This is a genomic window from Streptomyces sp. NBC_00466 (assembly GCF_041433995.1).
Taxonomy (GTDB): Bacteria; Actinomycetota; Actinomycetes; order Streptomycetales; family Streptomycetaceae; genus Streptomyces.
Genome location: NZ_CP107896.1, coordinates 6,698,423 through 6,714,112, shown reverse-complemented (window position 1 = coordinate 6,714,112; position 15,690 = coordinate 6,698,423). Strand labels below are relative to the sequence as shown.

Sequence of the window (15,690 nt, the reverse complement as noted above, 5' to 3'; positions counted from 1 at the left end):
TGCTCCTGATCCGACCAGTGGCCCGTGCTTGTCGACGGCATACTACGGCGCGCTGCCGGCCGACCCCGCTGTGGGAGGATCGGTCAGCCCGCAAACGAACGCATGTGTGCACACACGTACACGTACTTCAACGTCGCACCCACGAGGAGCGTGCCCATGACCGCGAATCCGATTGCCGAGTCCATCGCCTCTCTGATGCCCCGCGCACGGGCTGAGCTGACCGAGCTGGTGGCCTTCCAGTCGGTCGCGGATCCGGCGGTCTTCCCCAGGAGCGAGTGCGAGGGCGCCGCGGACTGGGTCGCGGGGGCGCTGCGCGCCGAGGGCTTCCAGGACGTCGCGCTCCTCGACACCCCCGACGGCTCCCAGTCCGTCTACGGTCTCCTGCCCGGCCCCGAGGGCGCGCCGACCGTGCTGCTCTACGCGCACTACGACGTCCAGCCGCCGCTCGACGAGGACGCCTGGCTGTCCCCGCCGTTCGAGCTGACCGAGCGGAACGGCCGCTGGTACGGGCGCGGGGCCGCCGACTGCAAGGGCGGGTTCATCATGCACCTGCTCGCGCTGCGCGCCCTCAAGGCGAACGGGGGCGTCCCGGTCTCCGTGAAGGTGATCGCGGAAGGCTCGGAGGAACAGGGCACCGGCGGTCTTGAGCGGTACGCCGAGGCACACCCCGAGCTGCTCACGGCCGACGCGGTCGTCATCGGCGACACCGGGAACTTCCGCGTCGGTCTGCCGACCGTCACCGCCACCCTGCGCGGGATGACGATGCTCCGGGTCCAGTTGGACACCCTCGAAGGCAACCTGCACTCCGGCCAGTTCGGCGGCGCGGCGCCCGACGCGCTCGCCGCGCTGATCCGGCTGCTGGACTCGCTGCGCGCCGAGGACGGTTCGACGACGGTCGACGGGCTGGCCGCGGACGCCGCGTGGGACGGACTCCAGTACCCGGAGGACGAGTTCCGTCAGGACGCGAAGGTCCTCGACGGTGTGGAGCTGATCGGCAGCGGCACCGTGGCGGACCGCGTCTGGGCGCGCCCCGCCGTCACCGTCATCGGTATCGACTGTCCGCCTGTCGTGGGCTCGACGCCGTCGGTGCAGGCGAGCGCGCGGGCCCAGGTCAGCCTGCGGGTGCCGCCGGGCACCGACGCCGCCGAGGCCACCGGGCTGCTGACCGCGCACCTGAAGGCGCACACCCCGTGGGGCGCACGGCTCTCGGTGGAACAGGTCGGCCAGGGCCAGCCGTTCAGCGCCGACACCAGCAGCCCCGCGTACGCCTCGATGGCCGAGGCGATGCGCGTCGCGTACCCGGGCGAGGAGATGCAGTCGGCGGGCATGGGCGGCTCGATCCCGCTCTGCAACACGCTGGCCACGCTGTACCCGGAGGCGGAGATCCTGCTGATCGGGCTGAGCGAGCCGGAGGCGCAGATCCACGCCGTCAACGAGAGCGTCTCCCCGGAGGAGCTGGAGCGGCTCTCCGTCGCCGAGGCGCACTTCCTCGTCAACTACGCGCGTTCCCAAACGGCACAGCAGGCCCAGTAGGCACAACCCGCCCGGTAGGCGCAGCCGGGGTGCCCGTCAGCCGACCGGCACCCCGGCCTCCAGGTTGAGTACGGCTGAGCGTTCCCGGGCCCGCAGCGCCCAGCGCAGCCGCTGGTAACGGTTGGGCGGCAGCAGGTGCGCCGCCTCCTGTTCGCTGACGAAGCGCCAGCCGCGCAGCTCGGAGCCGGGCAGCCGAAGCCGCCCGGCTTCGGTGCTGTCGAGGCGGCCGCCGTCGAAGAGGAGCCGCAGACCGCCGTAGCCGGGTGGCTTCGGCGGCTCCCAGTCGACCACCAGGAGTCTGGGCACCTGCCCGAGGTGTATCCCTATCTCCTCGGCCACCTCCCGGATGCCGGCCTGCGCCGGGGCCTCGCCGTTCTCGACCACCCCGCCGGGGAACTCCCAGCCCGGCTTGTACGTCGGGTCGACGAGCAGCACCCTGTCCTGCTCGTCGAAGAGGAGGACGCCCGCGGCGAGCGTCTCGGCGGTCGGCTCCGGGGTCTGGACGATCTCGCAGGCCCCGGCAGCCCCGGAGCGCAGCGCCTCGGCGATCCGCTCAGCGGTCTCGGCGGGGGTCAGCGCGGTGTTGTCGACGGTGTGGGCGTCAGCGGTGAGCCAGCCGAGCGCCGTCCGGTACGGCTCGATGTGCTCGTAGGACCACTGCCGGACGCGTTCGCTGCCCTCCGGGTCGCCGGGCAGCTCCACGCGCCCGGCGATCCGTTCCCGCAGGATCGTTTCCTCTGTTGCCAGCAGCACATGACAGACCGGAATCCGGCGGGAGGCGAGCCCGCCGAAGATCTCGTCGCGGTACTCCTGTCTCAGCAGCGTCATCGGCACCACGAGCACCCCGCCGACATCCGCGAGGAGCGCGGCCGCCGTGTCGGCCACCATGCGCCGCCAGACCGGCAGGTCCTGGAAGTCGTTCACCTCGGCCAGTCTCTTCTGCGGCAGCAGGAGACGCAGCGCCCCGCCGAGCACCTCGGGGTCGTAGAAGGTGCTGTTCGGGATCAGATCGATCAGTTCCCGCGCGGTGCTTGTCTTGCCCGCACTGAACGCACCGTTGATCCAGACGATCACGGTTCCCCCTCTTCCCGGCCTGGGCCCCAGTGGTTTGCCCGCAACACCTTGCCACGGAAACCCGGTTGGGCGGCATGGTGCATCGGACGGGCGATTCGCCGTACGGACCGTGCCGGGCCCGCCGGTGTACGGCGCCCTGTGCACCGGACAGCAGGGATGCCCAGGGCGGGGCCCTGGGCATCCTGTGTCAGCGGCTGGTGCTGCCTGCGGGTCAGCGGTTGAAGGACGATCCCAGCATGGCGTTCGTCGGGTCGGTCCCGAGCGTGCCTGCGCCGAAGGTCATCGAACCGGTGCCGGTCGTGCCGGCGGTGCTGCCCGGCAGGACCCAGACGGATCCGGCGTTGTCGTTCTCGCCGGGCGAGCCGACGACGAGATCGGCCCGGCCGTCGCTGTTGGCGTCCATCAGCGACGTCGCCCCGCCGAAGGCGTCATTGGGCTCGACGGCACCCTCGACGCCCGGGGTGTCCTGGTTGAACGCCTTGGAGCCGGTGCCGGTGGGTCCGGTCGCGCTGCCGGGCAGGACGATCACCTGTCCGGCCTTCGCCTTGGTGCCGAGGGCCTCACCGGGGAGGCCGACGGCGATGTCACCGTAGCCGTCGCCGTTGGTGTCACCGACGGAAACCGCCTCGCCGAACCTGTCGCCCACCTCGGACGCCCCGGGGACGCCCGCGCTGTCCTGGCTGAAGGCCTTGGCCTTGGTGCCCTGCGGTCCGGACGCGCCGCCGGGTATGTACATGATCATGCCGCCCTTGGCGAGGGGCAGGTTGAGGTCGCTGTCGTAGCCTTCCACCGGACGGCCGACAACGATGTCCGCATAGCCGTCGTGGTTCACATCACCCGTGGCGACGTGCTCGCCGCCCTGGACCCGGTCCCCCTTCGCGTCCTCGACGATCTTGGGCGCGCCGAGACCGTTCGCCGTCCCGGGCAGGAAGCGCACCCGGCGGGCGTCGTACTCGTCACCGTCGTGGATGGTGCCGACCAGGTCAGTGATGCCGTCGCCCGTGATGTCGCCCGCAGCGATGTCGAGGTACCGGGTGTCCTCGGTGTCACGGACGATCGACGTGCTCTTCGCCGATCCGTCCCGCTTGAACGGGCCGGAGAACACGCGCAGATGCTGGTTGCCCGCGACGGTCACCACGTCCTGGCCGCCGTCGCCGTTGAAGTCGCCGACCGCCAGCTTGTCGCCGATGCTCCCGGTGTCGGTGTCTCCCTTGGCCAGCACCGCACCGCCCGTGAGGCCGGTGGGGCTCCCCCAGAGCACGGTGAGCGTGCCGAGCTTCCCGACGCCCGCGTCCTCGTCCGCCGCACCGACGACGAGATCCGTGTAGCCGTCTCCGTCGAGGTCGGCGGAGGCGATGGCGCTGCCGAACGCGTCGCCGGACTCCGCCGAGTCCGGGACACCTTCGGTGTTCTGGCTGATGACCTGCTTGGAGGCCTTGTTCACACCGGACTTGGAGCCGTACATCACACCGACGTATCCGGCGCCCTTCTTGCCGTCGACGGTGGCCGACGGCGCGGTGACAGCGATGTCCGCATAACCGTCACCGTTGAAGTCGGCCTTCTTGACGGCTCCGGCGGCCGGTGCGGACTGCGCCGCCCGTATGGACGACGGGGACGCGGCTTGGGATGCGGGCGCGGCGACAGCGGCGGACACCACTGCTACGGCGATGGCCACACCTGCGCCCAGGGCTCGGGAATGCACACGAACTCCGATCTCTTGAAAACTGCTTCTCCTCCCCTGACACACGAGAGCGCGCAATGGTTGCACCCGCCAAGACTTTGCCGGAACATTCCGGTCCGCAGAGGCCGGTTTGACCCTGACCCGACGTCAGGGACCACGCTGGGGACCGATCCGTTCCCGCACCGGGGAGCGGTCGCCGTACGGAAGGCGGTCGTCACATGGCGTACTCGGTAGGGCAGGTCTCGGGCCTCGCCGGTGTCACCGTTCGCACCCTGCACCACTACGACAGGACGGGGCTGCTCTCACCGGGTGCCCGCAGTCCCGCCGGGTACCGGCTCTATGACGACGCCGACCTGGCCCGGCTCCAGCAGATCCTCTTCTACCGCGAACTGGGCTTCTCGCTGGACGAGATCACCGCCGTCCTCCGGGACCCGCAGGCCGGGGCAGTGGACCGGTTGCGCGCCCGGCACCGGCTGCTCACCGAGCAGATCGCCGAACTCCAGCGGCTGGTGAACCTCACCGAGCGCGCCCTGGAGGTGCAGCGCACGGGAGTCGAGCTGACGCCCGAGGAGCGCTCCGAGGTGTTCGGTGAGGTCACTTTCGATCTGAGCTACGCCACCGAGGCGCAGCTCAAGTGGCAGGACAGCGAGGCCCACCAGCACTCCATGTCCAGTGCCGCCGCACACACCAAGGAGGACTGGAAGCGGATCATGGCCGAGGCGGAGTCCTGGCGGAACCGGCTCACCACGGCCTTCGACGCCGGGGAAGCGCCGGACGGCCGGGCCGCCGTGGAACTGGCGGAGGAACACAGGCAGCACATCGGCCGCTGGTTCACCCCCTGCTCCACCACCGTCCACACCAGGATCGCCGACGACTTCGCCACCGACCCCCGCGCGTTCGCGCTTGTCGTCCCGCCATCCGAACAGCGGCCGGGGCTCGCCGGGTTCCTGCGTACGGCGGTCCACGCCAACGCCGTACGACTGGCGTCGGGGCAGCTCCAGCACCGGCAGAACCACCGGCCGGGACCTGCGCGGGGGCAGTCATGAAGATTCTTGTCGCAGCCGCCGGATCGTACGGGGACATCGCCCCGTACACAGGTCTCGGCGCCGGTCTCCAGGAGGCCGGGCACGAGGTCGCACTGGCCGCCGACGCGTCCTTCGCGCCGCTCGTGGAGGCCGCCGGGCTCACGCTCCGGCCACTTCCGGCCGACCCGTACCGGGGACAGGGCGGCGGCTCGATGCTGCGGACGGCCGCGGGCTTCGTACGGGAGCTGGGCACCGGGCTCGCCGGTGCGGTGCCGCAGGACACCGGACTGCTGCTGCTGTCCACCACCACGGCGCCGCTGGGGGTCGAGCTGGCGGAGGCGCTGGGTATACCGGCGCTCGGTGTGTACCTGCAACCCGTGGAGCCCACCGGCGAGTTCGCACCCGCGGTGGGCGGAGCCCGCTCCCTCGGCCGGTGGGGCAACCGCGCGGCGGGGCTGTTCTCGCAGCGTGTGGTGGACCGGCTGTACCGGGACGCGGTACGCGCGCTGCGCGCGGAGCTCGGGCTCCCCCGCGCCGGCGCCGGGGCCCTGCACCGCCGCAGGAAGGCGGACCCGCTGCCCGTCCTGCACGGCTTCAGCACGGCACTGGTCCCCCGCCCGGCGGACTGGCGCCCCGGACTTGAGGTCGTCGGGAACTGGTGGCCCCGGGTACCGCCCGGCGCCCAACTGCCCGGCCGGCTGGCGGAGTTCCTCGCCGCCGGCCCGCCTCCGGTCTTCGTCGGCTTCGGCAGCATGGGGTACGGCGAGGGCGAGCGGCTGGGCGCCCTCGCGGTGCGGGCGCTGCGCCGCGCCGGGGTCCGGGGCGTGCTCCAGTCTGGGCGGGCCGGGCTCTCGGCTGGGGACTGCGGGGCCGGGGACGACATGCTGACGGTCGGCGAGGTGCCGCACGAGCTGCTCTTCCCGCAGCTCGCGGCAGTGGTCCACCACGCGGGGGCGGGCACCGCGGCGGCGGCTCTGCGGGCGGGGGTCCCGTCGGTGCCCGTACCCGTGACGGCCGACCAGCCGTTCTGGGCGTCCCGGCTCGCCGCCGCGGGCGCGGCCACCGCTCCGCTGCCGTTCCCGGCCCTGACCGGGGACCCCGAAGGGACGCGCCTCACGGAAGCGGTCCGCACCGCCGTACGGGACGCGTCCCTGGGGAGGGCGGCCCGGAGGGGGGCCGCGCTGATGGCCGCCGAGGACGGGGTGGGGGCCGTACTCAGGGCGGTGGAGGCGGCCGGGGGGTGAGGGGGCAGGGAGGGGACGTCGCAACAGCCGGCGGCGCCCCCTCCCCGTAACCTCGGCTACCGGCAGCTCACTTGGTGGATCCGAGTGTCAGCCCGGCGATGAAGTGCCGCTGCAGCAGCAGGAACACCACAAGCGTCGGCAGTGCCACGATCACCGAACCCGCGGCCAGCAGGTTGTAGTCCGTGAAGAACTGCCCGCGCAGATTGTTCAGTGCCGAGGTGATCGGCAGTTTGTCGCCGTCGGACATGAAGACCAGCGCCCACAGGAAGTCGTTGTACATCCAGGTGAACTCAAGGGTGCACAGCGCCGCGATGGCTGGGCGGCACAGCGGCAGGGTGATCCGCCAGAACTGGGTCCACACCCCCGCGCCGTCGACGATCGCCGCCTCCAGGATCTCCTGCGGCAGTGTGCGCATGAAGTTCGCGAGGACGAAGACGCAGAAGCCGATCTGGAAGCCGACCTGGACCAGGATGACCGCCCAGTACGAGTCGAACATGGTCATCGAGTCGGACATCCAGTACGGCAGCGGGATGCGGTTGAACACGACGTACAGCGGGGTGACGATGACCTGCTGCGGCAGCAGGTTGCCCGCGGTGAACAGCATCAGCAGGACGATGCCGCCGCGCATCTTCAGCCGGGACACGGCGAAGGCCACGAACGACGCGAGGAAGAGCGTGACGATGACTCCGGGCACGGCGATGATCAGGGTGTTGACGAAGTACTTCGTCATCCCCGAGTCGCTGAAGGCCTCTTGGTAGTAGTGGAAGGACAGATGCCGCGGCAGTGAGAAGTAGCCGTACTTGGAGGTCTCGTCGTACGGCCTGAGCGAGGCGTAGACGGCGAGGAGCAGGGGCGCGAGGAACGCGATCGAGACGCCCATCAGGAAGACGTGCAAGCCGATGCGGCCGGGCCGCAGCCCCCTTCGGCGTACGGCGGGCGCGGACGCCGGGACCGCGGTGGGCGGCGGCGCGGTGTCGACGGTCATCGGGACTTCTCTCCTCGGATCTCCTGCACCAGATACGTCACGACGAAGCCCATGGAGACCGCCAGCAGCACCACGGCGATGGCCGAGCCGAAGCCGATCCTGCTCGCCTCGCCGATGATGTTGTCGGTGACGAGCACCGAGAGCACTTCCAGGCCGTTGCGGCCGTGGTTGACCGCGTAGACGATGTCGAAGGCGCGCAGCGACTCGATGACGGTGATGACACCGACGATGACGTTGACCGGCCGCAGGGTCGGGAAGACGACCCGGAAGAAGGTCTGCGCCTCGCTCGCGCCGTCGATGGCCGCCGCCTCCTTGAGCGAGGGGTCCACGGCCTTCAGCCCGGCCAGATAGAGGATCATCACGTATCCGGTGTGCCGCCAGGCGGCGGCCAGCAGGATCATCCAGATGTTGAGCTTCGGGTCGCCGAGCCAGTCGGTGGGGTTCTTGGTGTTGCCGATGAGGGCGTTGAGCACTCCCTGGTCGCGGGAGAAGACCAGCTGTGCGATGAAGCCGACGACGGCGAGCGAGAGCACCACCGGCATGTAGAGCGTCGACTGGTAGAAGCGGCTGAAGCGCACGCCCCGGTCGATCAGTACGGCGAGCAGCAGCCCGAACGGTACCGAGACGAGACCGAGAAAGCCGAGCCACAGCAGGTTGTGCCGGACCGCGGGCCAGAAGGGCGGGTAATTGGTGAAGAGGTTCGCGTAGTTCTGCGTACCCACCCACTTGATGGATCCGACGCCGTCCCAGCTGGTGAAGGAGAGCACGACGGAAGCGAGGGTCGGTCCCCACACGATGGCGATGTCGAGCAGGACGGGTATGCCCAGCAGCAGCCCGAGAACGACGAGGTCGCGCCGCGTGAAGCGGCGGCGGCCTCGTCGTGCGGAGCGCCGCGCGGTGTTGAGCGCCACGGTCTGAACTCCAGGGGGCTGTTCACTCGGAAGCGAAGATGGTCTTCTTCTGCCGCTCGATGTCGTTGCACAGTCCGTCGACATCGTTCGGGGTGGAGAGGAATTTCTGGATGGCCGGGATCATCACCGTCGACGCGAAGTCCGGGCGGGTGTCGCGGTCCATGAACTGCGAGATCTGCTTCGCCCCGGCGATCAGCTGGGCGGACTTCTTCTGCAGTGCGGTGTACTTCGACAGGTCGGCCCCGCTGTTGACCGCGATGTTGTTGGGGTCGCCTGCCAGATAGATGTCCTCGGCCCTGGGCGTGGCAAGCCACTTGAGCAGGTCCTTGGCGCTCTCCATGGACTTCTTGTTCTTGAGCTCCTTGGACTTCTTCGCCAGCAGGAACCCGTCGATCGGCGCCTCTACGGCGTCCTGGCCGTGCTCCGGGTTGATCTCGGGGAAGGGGAAGAAGTCGATATCGGACCGCTCTGCGGCGGGGAACTGCTGGCCCGGGTGCGGCATTCCGAGGACCACCATGCCGATCTCGCGCTTCTGGAGGCTCTGTCCCGTCTCCTGCCAGGTACGGCCGTTGGCGCCCGGCTGGCAGTACGGGAGGAGGCGCCGCCAGGTGTCGAAGACGTCCTTGACCCGCTTGTCGGTCCACGCCTCCTCGCCCGCCATCAGGGACTTGTGGAAGTCGTAGCCGTTCGTCCGCATGTTGATGTAGTCGAAGGTGCCCATCGCGGGCCACCCGTCCTTGTCGCAGGAGCCGATGGGGACGAGCTTGTCCTTCTTCATCTGCTTGGCGAGTGCGATGTACTCGTCGAGCGTCTTCGGGGCCTGGTAGCCGTACTTGGCGAAGACGCTCTTCCGGTGGAAGACCGCCCACGGGTAGTAGTAGTACGGCGTGAAGTACTGCTTTCCGTCCGCCCCCGTCGACTGGGCCTTGAGCGCGGGCGTGAAGCCCTTGTAGTCCTGCCAGAGGTCGCTGATGTCGTACAGCAGGCCCTTCTTGGCGAAGTACTGCATACGGTTCCCTGCGAACCACATGAAGACCTCGTCCGGGTCGCTCTGCAGATAGCGGTTGATGTTCTCCTGGAAGCTGTTGTGGTCAACGGTGTTGACCTTGATCTTCCGGCCTTCCTTGGACTGCTTCTCGTAGGCGTCGAACGCGTCCGCGAAAGCTTTCTTCGGTACCGCGTCCGAGGAGTTCGACCCCAGTTTGATGGTCTTGGAGTCGCCTCCGGGGCCGCTGCTGCATGCGGTCAGGAGCGAAGGCAGCGCCACAGCGCCGGCACCGACTGCCGCGCCGCGCAGAAGATTCCGGCGGGACATCCGATGTCCAGCCACACTTCCGGGCACGACTGAACCGTTGTACGAAGACTGCGCCATGTCCCCCTCCTCCAGGGTGAAACCCAACACAACCGAACGCGAGGATTGGATCTCACTCCCAAGTGACGTGCCAGTCAAGGGTTTAAGCGAGATATCGAACAACCGTTACCGCGCCTCTTCCAACAGACTCGAACAAGCCCTACCGTAAACGCTCGCTATGACACGCACATGAAGACATCCGATCACTGGTCGTACGGAGGAACGTAACGATGCGTCACCTTCCCCCCAGTCACTCCCGTCCCATCCGTCGAAGAATCCTCGGAGCACTGGTCACCGCACTGCTCTGCGCCGGTGGACTCGCCGCACCCGCCGCAGCGAGCAGCGCGCCGGACACCGTGACGCCGAAGGCCGACAACGGCCTGGCGCTCACACCTCCGATGGGTTTCAACAACTGGAACTCCACGCACTGCCGCGCGGACTTCAACGAGGCGATGGTCGAGGGCATCGCCGACATCTTCGTGGACAAGGGCCTCAAGGCCGCCGGATACCAGTATGTGAACCTCGACGACTGCTGGGCGCTCCCCCAGCGGAACGCCGACGGGAAACTGGTGCCGGATCCGGTGCGCTTCCCCAACGGCATCAAGGCAGTTGCCGACTACGTCCACTCCAAGGGGCTCAAGCTCGGCATCTACACGAGCGCGGGCACCAGGACGTGCGACAGCACCGGGCTGCCCGGAGCGCTGGGCCACGAGGCCAGCGACGCCCAGCAGTTCGCCGACTGGGGCGTCGACTACCTCAAGTACGACAACTGCAACAACCAGGGCGTGGACGCCGTACAGCGCTACACGGCCATGCGGGACGCGCTCGCCGCCACCGGACGCCCGATCGTCTACAGCATCTGCGAATGGGGCTCCAACAAGCCCTGGGAGTGGGCCGGTGACATCGGGAACCTCTGGCGCACGACCGGTGACATCAGCGACAACTGGTCCTCGATGCTGTCGATCATCAAGCAGAACCTGCCGCTCGCCTCGGCCGCGGGGCCGGGACACTGGAACGACCCGGACATGCTGGAGGTCGGCAACGGCGGGATGACCGACACCGAGTACCGCACGCACTTCTCGATGTGGTCGGTCATGGCGGCGCCGCTGCTGATCGGCACGGACCTGCGCAAGGCGTCCGACGAGACCTACGGCATCGTGACCAACAAGGAGGTCATCGCCGTCGACCAGGACCCGCTCGGCAGGCAGGGCACCGTGGTCTCGTCCGACGGCGGGCGCTGGGTGGTCGCCAAGGAGATGAAGGACGGCAGCCGCGCCGTGGCGCTCTTCAACGAGTCGGACAGCCCGCAGCGCATCTCCACCACGGCGGCCGCGGCCGGGCTGCCGAAGGCCGCCGCGTACACCGAGCGGGACCTGTGGCAGCACCGGACGTACAGCACCGCCGGGACCCTCTCGGCCACCGTGCCCGCGCACGGCACGGTGCTGCTGCGCGTCGCCGCCGACCACGAGTGGGCCAAGTACCCGCCGGCCGTCGACACCGGCATCAGCGGCCCGCTTCTGGCCGAGGCCGGCAAGGCCGTCGGGGTGACCACCACGGTCACCGACCTGGGCAGCCTCCCGACCCTCCGGGTGAGCGCCTCGCTCACCGGGCCGGCCGGCTGGACCGTGAAGGCCCTCTCCGGGGCTTCAGCGCCCGTTGTGGCGGGCGGAAAGTCGCTGCGCACCTCCTGGCAGCTCACCGCTCCTCCGGGGACGCCTGCGGGCGCCTACGACCTGAAGCTGGCTTCGGCGTACCGCTCGCCAACCGGTGAACGCGTCAGCTCCGGGCAGTCCGTCCCGGTCCACGTCGTCGTGGCACCGCCGCCGGGGAGCCCGTACCTCAGCGATCTGCCGGCGGTGTCGTCCGCCAACGGCTGGGGCCCGGTGGAGAAGGACACCAGCAACGGCGAGCAGCAGGCGGGCGACGGAAAGCCGATCACCATCGGCGGGACCGTGTACGCCAAGGGGCTCGGGGTGCACGCGCCGAGCGCCGTCGAGTACTACACGGGCGGCGCCTGCTCCAAGCTGAGCGCCCAGGTGGGGGTCGACGACGAGACGGGCACCAAGGGAACGGTCACCTTCGAGATCTGGGCCGACGGCAGGAAGGCCGCGTCGACCGGCGTCCTCACCGGCGACATGCCGGCGCAGCCGCTCTCGGCCGATGTGAGTGGCGCACGGACGGTGCGCCTTGTAGTCACCGACGGCGGGGACGGGAACGACTCGGACCACGCCGACTGGGCCGGAGCACGGCTCAGCTGCTGACGCCCGCTGCCGCCCCGTCCGGTTCGCCGAGCGAGGCGGCAGCCGCCGCACCGACCAGACCCGCGTCATTGCCCATGAGGGCGGGAGCCACCTTCAGCTGCTGTACGAAGGAGAGCGTGGCGTAGTCCCGCAGCGCGCGGCGCAGCGGCACGAAGAGCACATCGCCCGCGCCCGCCACTCCCCCGCCGATCACCGCGATGTCGATCTCGACCAGGGTCGCGGTGGCGGCGATCCCGGCGGCGAGCGCCTGGGCCGCACGCTCGAAGGACGCGACGGCGGTGCTGTCGCCCGCCCGCGCCGATGCGGCCACGGCGGCGGCGCTGGCGTCGCCGTCCGGGCCGGGGCGCCAGCCGCCCGCCAGCGCCCGGCGGGCGATGTTCGGGCCGCTGGCGATGCGCTCGACGCAGCCGTGCGAACCGCACGGGCAGGCGTCCCCGTCCAGATCGACACTGATGTGGCCGATGTGCCCGGCGTTGCCGCTGGGGCCGGGGCGCAGGGTGCCGCCCAGAACCAGACCGCCGCCCACGCCCGTCGAGACGACCATGCACAGCGCGTTGTCGTACCCGCGGGCCGCGCCCTGCCAGTGCTCGGCCGCCGTCATCGCGACACCGTCCCCGACCAGCGTGACGGGCAGTCCGCCCACCGCGCCGCGCACCCGGTCGACGAGCGGGTAGTCGCGCCAGCCGGGCACGTTGACCGGGCTGACGGTGCCGGCCGACGCGTCCACGGGCCCGGCGCTGCCGATCCCGACAGCGGTCGCGCGCTCCCACCGGGGGTCGGCCGCGAGTCCGTCGAGCACCTCCTTGACGGCGCCCATCACCGTGTCGCCGTCCTCCTTGGCGGGCGTCGGTGCCTGCGCGCGTACGAGAATCCGCCCCCGGCCGTCCACCAGCGCGCCGGCGATCTTTGTGCCGCCGATGTCCAGCGCGGCTACGAGGTGGTTGTGCATTGCTGTCGGATCTCCAGGTGGCAAGGGGTGATGAGGAGTGTAAGTGGTCAGTCTCCATTCACCTGACAACGTTGTCCAGGCCCTATGCTCGACACGCATCTCTCACCGCACGCCAGCCGACGACAGGACAGCGCACCGTGGACCGGACCGCCAGCCACTCCGAGCCCCGCTACGGCAACCGGCCGACGATGAAGGACGTCGCCGCGCGCGCCGGAGTCGGCCTCAAGACAGTGTCGCGGGTGGTGAACGGTGAGGCGGGCGTCACGCCCGACACCGAGCGCCGGGTGCAGGAGGCCATCGAGGCCCTCGGATTCCGCCGCAACGACAGCGCGCGCGTGCTGCGCAAGGGCCGCACCGCGAGCATCGGGCTGGTCCTCGAAGACCTCGCCGACCCGTTCTACGGTCCGCTGAACCGGGCCGTGGAGGAGGTGGCCCGCGCCCACGGAGCACTGCTCATCAACGGTTCCAGCGCCGAGGACCCCGAGCGGGAGCAGGAGCTGGTCCTCGCACTCTGCGCGCGCCGGGTGGACGGGCTGATCGTGATCCCGGCCGGGGACGACCACCGCTATCTGGAGCCGGAGATCGCCGCCGGGGTCGCCACCGTCTTCGTGGACCGTCCCGCCGGGAAGATCGACGCGGACATGGTGTTCTCTGACAACTTCGGCGGCGCCCGCGACGGCGTCGCCCATCTGATCGCGGGGGGCCACCGCCGGATCGGCTTCGTCGGTGACCAGCCGCGCATCCACACGGCCACCGAGCGCCTGCGTGGCTACCACGCGGCGATGGCGGACGGCGGCCTCGAGGTGAACGACGCCTGGGTCTCGCTCGGTGTCACAGAGGCCGAACGGGTGCGTACCGCGGTGGAGACGCTGCTGGACGGCCCCTCCCCGGTCACCGCGATCTTCGCGGGCAACAACCGGGTGACGGTGACCGCAGTGCGCGTCCTGGCCGAGCGGGAACAGCAGGTGGCCCTGGTCGGGTTCGACGACATCGAGCTGGCCGACCTGCTGGGGATCACGGTGATCGCGCAGGACTCGGCGGCCCTGGGGCGTACGGCGGCGGAGACGCTCTTCCGCAGGCTGGACGGCGCGGACGACGCGCCCGCGCAGAAGGTGCTGCCGACCCGGCTCATCGCGCGCGGCTCGGGCGAGATCCCGCCGGCGTAGCGGGGCGACAAACCGGCACAGCGCTGCCCCCGCCGGTTGTCCTGGCGGGGGCAGCGCTGTCCGGTCGGCACGGCGGCGGGAACGGGTCCGGCGGCGCGCGAGCCGGGATGCGGTCAGGGAGCGGTGATGGTCAGGTCCGCGCGGCGCGGTCCCGAGAAGCCCTCCATGTCGGCGCGGGTCAGACCGGTGAGCCGGGTGACCTCGGCGTCGTCGAGCGCGCCGCAGTCGAGGCCGCGCAGCAGATATCCGCTGAGGGCCTTGGCGGTCGCCGGCTCGTCCATGACGTCACCGCCGGCCTTGGCCACGTACGCGGCAAGGCGGGCGGCGGCCGGTTCCAGGCCTTCCCGGTAGAAGGCGAAGACGGCGGCGTAGCGGGTCGGCAGATGCGCCGGGTGCATGTCCCAGCCCTGGTAGTAGGCGCGGGCCAGCGCGCGGCGCGTCAGGCCGTAGTGGAGCCGCCAGGCCTCGTGCACGTGCTCGGTCGTACCGATCGGCAGGACGTTGGTCGACCCGTCCGACACCCGTACGCCGGTGCCCGCCGCCGCGACCTGCATGACGGCCTTCGCGTGGTCGGCCGCCGGGTGGTCGCTGGCCTGGTGGGCAGCGCTGACGCCGAGGCAGGCGCTGTAGTCGAAGGTGCCGTAGTGGAGTCCGGTGGCCCGGCCCTCGGCGGCGCCGATCATCCTGGCGACGGCCGCGGTGCCGTCGGTGGCGAGGATGGACTGGCTGGTCTCGATCTGGATCTCGAAGCCGATCCGGCCGGCCGGCAGGCTGTGCGTCTTCTCGAAGGCTTCGAGGAGCCGCACGAAGGCGGTGACCTGCTCGGGGTAGGTCACCTTGGGAAGGGTCAGGACGAGCCCTTCGGGCAGCCCGCCCGCCTGCATCAGGCCGGTGAGGAAGATGTCGGTGGTGCGGATGCCGCGGTCGCGGACCGCCGCCTCCATGCACTTCATCCGGATACCCATGTACGGAGCGGCCGTGCCGTTCGCGAAGGCCTCGGAGACCAGCCGGGCGGCGCGGGCCGCGGCCTCGTCCTCCTCGGTGTCGGGGCGGGGGCCGTAGCCGTCCTCGAAGTCGATGCGCAGGTCCTCGACGGGCTCGCGCTCCAGCTTCGCCCGCACCCTGTCGTGGACGGCCGTGGCGAGGTCCTCGTCGATGCCGAGAACCCCGGCGAAGGAGGCGGCGTCGGGGGCGTGTGTGTCGAGGGCGGCCAGCGCCTGGTCGCCCCAGGAGCGGATGGTGCCCGCGTCGAATGCGTCACCGGGGACGTACACGGTGTGGACGGGCTGGCGGGTGCCCGGGTCCCCCGGGTAGCGGCTCGCCAGCTCCTCGTCGACCGCGACCAGGGAAGCGCTGATGTCCTCGCTGACCGCACCGGCGAGGCTCGTTGCCACCTTCTCCTGCTGACCCATTCCTGCACCCTCCTATTTTCCGCTTCACGGAATCAACAATCCGCATAGCGAAGTTAACGGGCGGTCATGACCTGCGTCAATGGTTGGCCGAAACAGCA

At 70.3% G+C, this 15,690-nt stretch carries 12 protein-coding genes; 5 read left to right on the top strand and 7 right to left on the bottom strand.

What is annotated here, in order from left to right; genetic code table 11:
* Nucleotides 1-156: 156 nt before the first annotated feature.
* A complete protein-coding gene (locus OG210_RS30140; RefSeq protein WP_328323835.1) occupies nucleotides 157-1,533 on the top strand; it encodes a dipeptidase in 1,377 nt (458 codons plus the stop codon).
* A gap of 36 nt (nucleotides 1,534-1,569) precedes the next feature.
* Here the strand turns inward: OG210_RS30140 and OG210_RS30135 are convergent, their stop codons facing one another.
* Entirely contained in the window at nucleotides 1,570-2,607 is a 1,038-nt protein-coding gene (locus tag OG210_RS30135) for an NUDIX domain-containing protein (RefSeq protein WP_328323837.1), read from the bottom strand.
* Nucleotides 2,608-2,818: 211 nt separating this feature from the next.
* Nucleotides 2,819-4,309: an FG-GAP-like repeat-containing protein gene (locus tag OG210_RS30130; RefSeq protein WP_371539673.1), complete on the bottom strand. Its 1,491-nt coding sequence runs from the start codon at nucleotides 4,307-4,309 to the stop codon at nucleotides 2,819-2,821.
* 197 nt (nucleotides 4,310-4,506) lie between these two features.
* Here OG210_RS30130 and OG210_RS30125 point away from each other — a divergent pair, with 197 nt between their 5' ends.
* Nucleotides 4,507-5,334: a MerR family transcriptional regulator gene (locus OG210_RS30125; RefSeq protein ID WP_328323841.1), complete on the top strand. Its 828-nt coding sequence runs from the start codon at nucleotides 4,507-4,509 to the stop codon at nucleotides 5,332-5,334.
* Nucleotides 5,331-6,557: a glycosyltransferase gene (locus tag OG210_RS30120; RefSeq protein WP_371539670.1), complete on the top strand. Its 1,227-nt coding sequence runs from the start codon at nucleotides 5,331-5,333 to the stop codon at nucleotides 6,555-6,557. Before OG210_RS30125 ends, OG210_RS30120 begins: the two co-directional genes overlap by 4 nt.
* Nucleotides 6,558-6,624: 67 nt before the next feature.
* On the opposite strand, the gene OG210_RS30115 is transcribed toward OG210_RS30120, so the two are convergent.
* The 3 genes from OG210_RS30115 to OG210_RS30105 are packed head-to-tail and all read right to left on the bottom strand — an operon-like array spanning nucleotide 6,625 to nucleotide 9,768.
* Nucleotides 6,625-7,542: a carbohydrate ABC transporter permease gene (locus OG210_RS30115; protein WP_328323843.1), complete on the bottom strand. Its 918-nt coding sequence runs from the start codon at nucleotides 7,540-7,542 to the stop codon at nucleotides 6,625-6,627.
* The gene (locus OG210_RS30110) at nucleotides 7,539-8,453 is read right to left on the bottom strand and encodes a sugar ABC transporter permease (RefSeq protein WP_328323845.1); all 915 of its coding nucleotides are present in this window, start codon (nucleotides 8,451-8,453) and stop codon (nucleotides 7,539-7,541) included. The genes OG210_RS30115 and OG210_RS30110 overlap by 4 nt, the downstream gene beginning before the upstream one ends.
* Nucleotides 8,454-8,475: 22 nt before the next feature.
* Nucleotides 8,476-9,768, bottom strand: coding sequence for an ABC transporter substrate-binding protein (locus OG210_RS30105; RefSeq protein WP_371539666.1), 1,293 nt, complete (start codon nucleotides 9,766-9,768; stop codon nucleotides 8,476-8,478).
* A gap of 266 nt (nucleotides 9,769-10,034) precedes the next feature.
* Between OG210_RS30105 and OG210_RS30100 the strand changes: the two genes are divergently transcribed.
* Nucleotides 10,035-12,065: an NPCBM/NEW2 domain-containing protein gene (locus OG210_RS30100; RefSeq protein ID WP_371539663.1), complete on the top strand. Its 2,031-nt coding sequence runs from the start codon at nucleotides 10,035-10,037 to the stop codon at nucleotides 12,063-12,065.
* Here OG210_RS30100 and OG210_RS30095 read toward each other — a convergent pair.
* Nucleotides 12,055-13,014: an ROK family protein gene (locus tag OG210_RS30095; protein ID WP_328323850.1), complete on the bottom strand. Its 960-nt coding sequence runs from the start codon at nucleotides 13,012-13,014 to the stop codon at nucleotides 12,055-12,057. The two genes, OG210_RS30100 and OG210_RS30095, sit on opposite strands and share 11 nt — an antisense overlap.
* Before the next feature lie 137 nt (nucleotides 13,015-13,151).
* Between OG210_RS30095 and OG210_RS30090 the strand changes: the two genes are divergently transcribed.
* Nucleotides 13,152-14,180: a LacI family DNA-binding transcriptional regulator gene (locus OG210_RS30090; protein ID WP_328323852.1), complete on the top strand. Its 1,029-nt coding sequence runs from the start codon at nucleotides 13,152-13,154 to the stop codon at nucleotides 14,178-14,180.
* 113 nt (nucleotides 14,181-14,293) lie between these two features.
* Here the strand turns inward: OG210_RS30090 and OG210_RS30085 are convergent, their stop codons facing one another.
* Nucleotides 14,294-15,592: an aldolase gene (locus OG210_RS30085; protein ID WP_328323854.1), complete on the bottom strand. Its 1,299-nt coding sequence runs from the start codon at nucleotides 15,590-15,592 to the stop codon at nucleotides 14,294-14,296.
* Nucleotides 15,593-15,690: the final 98 nt, after the last annotated feature.